Annotated in this window: 1 protein-coding gene; it reads left to right on the top strand. The window is 64.1% G+C overall.

All coding sequences use genetic code 11. The annotated features are described in order from the left end of the window. Positions 1 to 245, top strand: a 245-nt coding sequence (locus tag CVH10_RS23385) for a heme-binding protein (RefSeq protein WP_181244729.1), incomplete at both ends; no start/stop codon positions are given.

The following is a 245-nucleotide window of genomic DNA, read 5'->3' as shown; positions in this document are numbered from 1 at the left end:
GTGCCCCGGAACCAACAGAGACAGGCGTTCGTCTCGTCAACGTTCCAGCCGAGACGATTGCCGCCCTTCGCTTTTCAGGCTCGATCACACCCGAGGCTCGTGCCGAACAGGAACGTATCCTGACCGAGGTCCTGGCAGCGGGCGATAGAAAGACCACCGCTCCCCCTGTCTTCATGGGCTACGACCCGCCCTTCGCGATTCCGTTTCTTCGTCGGAACGAGGAGGCCGTGCGCCTGGCCGCCCCC

It is taken from the genome of Halomonas sp. ND22Bw (assembly GCF_003011945.1).
GTDB classification, from domain to species: Bacteria; Pseudomonadota; Gammaproteobacteria; order Pseudomonadales; family Halomonadaceae; genus Halomonas; species Halomonas halophila.
This window is presented reverse-complemented; position numbering and strand designations above follow the sequence as displayed.